General features: G+C 73.1%; 4 protein-coding genes. All 4 read right to left on the bottom strand.

Going from position 1 to position 6,000, the window contains the following annotated elements:
• Positions 1 to 49 precede the first annotated feature (49 nt).
• A complete protein-coding gene (locus ACFWBD_RS25515; protein ID WP_385671026.1) occupies positions 50 to 730 on the bottom strand; it encodes a hypothetical protein in 681 nt (226 codons plus the stop codon).
• Positions 727 to 1,014 (bottom strand): PadR family transcriptional regulator, encoded by a 288-nt coding sequence (locus ACFWBD_RS25510; protein WP_385671023.1) that lies wholly within the window; start codon positions 1,012 to 1,014, stop codon positions 727 to 729. Before ACFWBD_RS25510 ends, ACFWBD_RS25515 begins: the two co-directional genes overlap by 4 nt.
• 83 nt (positions 1,015 to 1,097) lie before the next feature.
• Positions 1,098 to 3,989, bottom strand: a complete 2,892-nt coding sequence (locus ACFWBD_RS25505) for a BREX system ATP-binding domain-containing protein (protein ID WP_385671020.1) — start codon at positions 3,987 to 3,989, stop codon at positions 1,098 to 1,100.
• Entirely contained in the window at positions 3,976 to 5,268 is a 1,293-nt protein-coding gene (locus ACFWBD_RS25500; protein ID WP_385671017.1) for a cation:proton antiporter, read from the bottom strand. The genes ACFWBD_RS25505 and ACFWBD_RS25500 overlap by 14 nt, the downstream gene beginning before the upstream one ends.
• Positions 5,269 to 6,000: the final 732 nt, after the last annotated feature.

Below are 6,000 nucleotides of genomic sequence, written 5' to 3'. Positions count from 1 at the left end.
CCCGTAGAAGGAGTCGCCCCGCCGGGGGCTCGCGGCGATACGTCGGGCACTACGGGGAAACGGCCCCCCGCACGACGGAGACGAAACGCTTCAGGGACAGCCCGAAATACCCGCCGGCCAGGAGCGTCAGGGTGGTGGGAATGGAGACCATGGGCCAGTCCAGGGACTCCGGATGACTCAGGCCCCGGTTGAGAAGGAGCAGGATCAGCGCGCCCAGTACGGCCAGGAGACCGATGAGGGCCGTGAGCGTGCCGGTGGTCACCATGTGGTCGTGCCGGGCGGACGCCGCCTCGATGCCGCTGCCCCGGCGCAGGCCGGAGAGCGCCCCCGCCAAGGAGAGCACGCAGCCGAAGCCCACGATCGACAGCCCGATCAGCAGCAGCGGCGGATGACGGTACGCCCAGGGGCCGGCCGGACCCCCGAGCAGCGCGGACGCCCAGGTCGCCGCGAGTAACGGCAGCGCGCAGACCGCGCGCAGGGCCAGCCGGTTCGCGCTGAGGCGCAGCGTGGCGTCGTTGTAGGCGCGGGCGACATCATCGGGCGGACCCCACTCCTGGACGGCGCGGTGCGCGGCCTCCTCGACGTCGGGGCAGTTCTCCAGATTGCACTCCGCCGCGCACAGGAGGCCGTCCAGTACCTCGTCGATGATGGCCGACCGTCGTGAGTACGACCCCACGAGGTGCTCCGCCACGTGGTCGGTGTACCGCTGAAGGACCGCCGTCTCCATCACGCCCCGCCTCCCAGTACCACCGAGATGACGGAGGAGACCTCCTGCCAGTCCGCCCTCTTCTCCGCCAGCGCCCGGCGTCCGGCCGCGGTGAGGAAGTAGTTCCGACGGCGGCGGCCGTTGTGGCGCGTCCACTCGCTGCCGACCAGTCCCGCGGCCTCCAGCCGGTGCAGCGCCGGATAGACCGTCCCCGTGGGCAGGTTGATGGCGTCGCCACTACGCCGCTTGAGTTCCTCGATGACGGCGTAGCCGTGCTGCGCCCCGGGTTCCAGGACAGACAGCAGCATGCCTTCCAGGTTCCCTCTCAAGTTCTCCGCCTTCATGTCTAGCCACACTACACATCAGGGCCGGACCCGGACACGGCATGAATTCAGCACCTCGGCGTCCGGACGGCACCGCCGGCACCACTACCGGCCGGTGCGGCCGGCGCGGCATCGAGGGCGATGTCCGGCGGGAGATCCCGGCGCGCCCGCACACCGAGCTTCCGGAAGACGCGGGTGAGGTGCTGTTCCACCGTGCTGACCGTGACGGAGAGCCGCTGCGAGATCTCCTTGTTGGTGCACCCGCCCACCGCGAGTGCGGCGACCCGCCGCTCCGCATCGCTGAGCAGGCCGAGAGCGGCGACCCGGTCCGATTCGCCACCCGGCCGCCCGCCGCCCGGTCGCCCGCCGGGTGGTGCCGACGCTTCGAGCTCCGCCGCGAGTACGGCCGACAACGGCCGGGCTCCGCAGCGCCCGGCGAGGCCGGCGGCCGTCTCGAAGACCGGCCTGGCGAGGCCCGGCCGCCCCTCCCGGAGGTGGGCACGGCCGAGTTCGGCCAGGGCGCCTGCGGTCTGCAACGGGTCACCGACGGCGCGCAGGATGGCGGCGGCCTCGGTGAGCAGGGCGACGCGTTCGGCGCCGTCCCCCGTTTCCGCGAGGACCCGCAGGGTGACGCCCCGGGTCCGGGTGCGGGCCGGTCCCACGAGGGCGAGCTGTTCGCGGGCCAGGGCGTGGGCCGTGTCCGTGTCGCCCCGGCGCAGGTACGCGCGGGCCGCCTCGGACCGCCAGGGTACGAGGGCGGGCTGGTCACACCCCCAGCCGCGCATCAGGTCCGCGCAGGCCGTGAAGTCGTCGAGAGCATCGTCGGGGCGTCCGGTCTCGAGGTGGTGCCGGCCCCGGGCGTGCAGGAAGTGCAGTCCGAAGCGGGTCGAGCACATCCCGTCCGGTACCGGTACCGCGAGATACTCCGCGGCCGCCCGGTGGTCGCCCAGCTCGGTGGCGGCCTGGACGAGATGGGCGAGCGGCCAGCCCAGAGCCACCCCCCAGCTCTCCACGGGCACCTGAGCCAGGGCCGCCTCGGCGAGCTTTTGCGCTGCGGCGGGATCCCCCTGACGCAGCCGGACGCCGGCCAGCACAGCGCTGAATTCCGCCTCCCACAAGGGAATCCGGCGGGTGCGGGCCTGCGCCGCCCAGTGCGCGCACCAGCCGTCGGCGGCTTCGGTCCGCTCGGCGAACAGCAGGGCCGTGACAGCGCACACGATCCATTCCTGGGTGTCCCTGCCGAGCCGCATGCTCCGCAGAGCGGTCTCCGCCCCGTCGACGGCCGGGGCGCCGGGACCGTGGGCGAGCACGTCCGACAGGGCCACGGCCGCCTGGATCCTGGGATCGCCTCCGAGGCGCACGCGGGCGATCCCGTGCGGACCTCGGTCCCCGGCCGGCGCGGCGGAGGCGACCGCGCTCGGGCAGATCGCCGACAGCAGTCCCTGGGTGGCCCGGATCTCCGTGCCGGTCACCCGGTCCGTGTCCGGCCCCCCGTTCTGCTCCGCCACCCGCCGGACGGCCTCGACGGCCTCCCCGAACCGGCCGTGCCACAGCAACTGCCTGGCCAGGGTCAGGGCGTGCCGGCCCGGCAGCCGGCCCTCGCGCAGTGCGGAGGTGAGCTCTCCGAAGTGCCGGACGCCGAGCGAGGGGTTGAGCAGCCATGCGACGCCGGCCAGCTGCGCTCTGAGGGAGACCCGTTCGCCTTCGTCCCGGGACACGGCGAGAGCGGCGTCCAGGCAGGCGCGGGCGTCCGCGATCCGGTCGGCCGCCACATGGCGTTGCGCGGCCTCCGTGAGGACGGCCGCCGCCCAGGGCGGGCGGCCGCGGGCGGCCAGCAGGTGCGGGGCGATCCGCAGGGCGTCGGCCCCGTCCTCGTAGAGCAGTCGGGCGGCACGGCGGTGCAGATTCCGACGCGCGGGCGCGGACAGGCTCCGCAGCACCGCCGAACGCGCCACGGGATGCCGCAGACGTGCGCCGTCGACGAGACCGACCGCCTCCAGCGCGCGACCGCACTCGTCGACGGTCGTGGGCTCCTCGTCGAGCATCCGGGCCGGCAGGCCGGTGCCCGTTTCTCTTTCGTCGAGTACGGCGAGGGCCTGCGCGAGGCGCAGTGTCGGGGGGCGGCCGCGGTGCAGAAGGCTCAGTACGGTGTCGGCGTAGGCATCGGCGACGACCGGTTCGTCCCCGGGGACGCCGCCCGGCAGGGGGGCGGAGTGCGGCCCTTGGTCCTCCATGAGGGCGCGCAGCAGCAGGGGGTTTCCGCCGGTGACGCGGTGGCAGCTCGCGGCCAGTGCCCGCGCCGCCGCCCCGCCCATGCGCTCGGCCAGCACGGCGGCCACCGCATCGGGTGAGAGGCCTTCCAGCACGACCCGGCGGAAGTGCGGCCGGCGCAGCAACTCGGCATGGAGGCGGGGGTGGGCCGACCGGGACAGGGTGCATTCGGCGACCACCAGGGCGATACGCGACGCGTGCAGATTCCGCACCAGTTGCAGGAGCCAGTGCAGCGAGAGGGAGTCGGCGAACTGGATGTCGTCGACACACAGCAGGACCGGCGCCTTTCGGGAGATCCGCGACAGCTCGATGGACAGTTCGTGCAGGGCCGCGCCCGTCGCGTGGTCGGCCGGCCACCGCTCGAAGGCGTCGCCCGCGGCGGCGGTGCCCACGGCCACGACCCGTGCAAGCTCCCGGGCGAGAGCGCCGGCGCGGTCGGCGGGAACTTCCGCGTGCCGCAGCAGCCGGCCGAGCACACCGCCCTGTGCGCCGCGCTCCGCCCACGAGGCGGTGGCCCGCAGCACGACGAACCCCTGCCGGGTCGCCGTCTGCCGTACCGCGTCGAGGAACTCGGTCCGTCCGCAGCCGATGCCGCCCGTGACGAGCGCGATGCTCCCGCGGCCCCGGGCCGCCTCCTCGAGCACCTCGGTGAGTACCGTGAGCTGGCGGGCCCGCTCAGCCAACAGCACGGCTGCCTCGGCCTTCGCCGGCCACACCCTCCCCGGCCTCGCCGCCGTCCGCGCCCTTGCCGGGCACACCGGCCCGCGCCTTTCGGGAACCCCTGGCGTCGATGAAGGTCAGCAGCGGCCCGGTCATGGCGGTCGTCACCAGGGCCATGACGACCATGAGGGAGTACAAGGAGCCGTCGAGCAGGCCGAGTTCGAGCCCGACACCGAGAATGACCAGTTCGGTGAGACCGCGGGTGTTCATCAAAGCGGCCAGGGTGGCCGAGTCCTTCGCCGGAAGGTCCTGCGACCGTGCGCCCAGATAGGTGCCGCCGAACTTCCCGCCGATGGCGACCAGCAGGATGACGCCGAGCTCGATGAGTCCGTCGAGGCCCACACCCCGCAGGTCGACCTTGAGGCCCGCGACCACGAAGTACACGGGCAGCAGCAGCGAGGTGATCTCACCGGTACGGTCACAGATCTCCTCGCGCAAGGCGTCCATCCCCTCGCGGGGCATCAGCGCGCCGAACAGGAAGGTGCCGAAGATGTAGTGCATCCCCATGGCCTCCGTCGCCGCCCCGGACAGGAAGATCCCGACCATCACGACGGCCATTCCCGTCGGCGTGAGGGGCTTCCCGGCGCCACGGGAGGTGAACACCGCCCGCAGCAACGGCCTCAGGGTCAGCAGGAGTCCGGTGAAGGGGACGAGCAGGCCCACCTGCCAGTAGTCGGCGCCGCCCACCACCGCTTGCACGCCGGCCAATGCCGACCAGGCCACCACGTCGACGACCGCCGCGGTGGCCAGCGCGAGCCCGCCGATCGCCGTGCGGGACAGCCCCCGGCTGACCAGGATGCGGGAGAGGACGGGGAACGCGGTCACCGACACCGACAGCCCCACGAACACCACGAAGGCGGCGCGCTGTTCGGCCGGATGGTCGCGCAGCAGGTAGAGGGCGAGCGGGACCCCGAAGGCGAACGGCACCAGGGTCGATCCCGCGGCCGCCGCGGCGGTGACCCTGACCCTGCCCCGCAGGAAGCGGTGTTCCAGTTCCAGTCCGACGACGAACATGAACAGCGCGACCCCGATCTGCGCCAGTCCGCCCAGCAGGGGCCGTATGTCGGCGGGAAAGAGCCGGTCGGAGACCGGGGCGCCGAAGAGCGTGGGACCCATGAGGACGCCGGCGAGGATCTCGCCCATCACGGGTGGCTGGCCGATGCGCCCGGCCAACGCGCCCATCCCTCGGGCGAGCAGCAGTATCAGCGCGAGATCCAGCAGGAGAAAGAGCACTTGATGACTCGTCATGGTGGGTCGGTCCTCGATCGGCTGGCGTCGGATGGAGAGGCGATTGCCGAACAGCACCCCGCGGTCGGGCGGAGCGGCGGCGGTCGGGCGGAGCGGCGGCGGTCGGGCCGGGTCTGACGGCGGGTGGGCGCGGTGGCGTCGCCTTGGCGCGAACCGGGTTCTCCCGCGGGGCGCGTGACCTTGGACGAGACCGCGCGGCAAGGACGGCGGCCGGGGGGAACATCGGGAGGCCCGCCCTCAGGCGGAGGTTCCGACCGGCCGCGGGCCCGCGTACTCCTGCCGAAGCCCGCAGCCCCGTGCCGTGTCCCGGGGTGAATACCGAGTCACCTGTCGGCGTCCCAAGCCTGCGCTTCGGGCCGGCCCGTTGTCATCGCCCAGATTGCTCACCTGTGCCGAATTACGGGCTGTCTCCGACCGGGATCCGACGGGCCGACTCCCGTGCGCCGCACGGCTCCGAACGGGCGGTTCTGTGCGCCGCGGATGATTTCACGCCAACCGCCCCCGCACGTCCCGCCGATCGGCGTCGCGCCCGCCTGATGGCGGATTCACACCGCACGTGCCCCTGGTTCCGACGGCGCAGGAAGCCCAGCGCGTCCGATCCCTGCGGCTTCCTCCTCGGATAAGGCTCCACAGCTGCGCTACTCACACGCGCCGCGGGTGGCCTGAACGCTATTGCCTCCCGATGGACAGATGTGCGAGGCTCAAAGGTGTCGTGACTGATTGCAACGGGGG

Origin of the sequence: Streptomyces sp. NPDC060002, from assembly GCF_042737245.1 — a bacterium.
Classification (GTDB): Bacteria; Actinomycetota; Actinomycetes; order Streptomycetales; family Streptomycetaceae; genus Streptomyces.
This window is presented reverse-complemented; position numbering and strand designations above follow the sequence as displayed.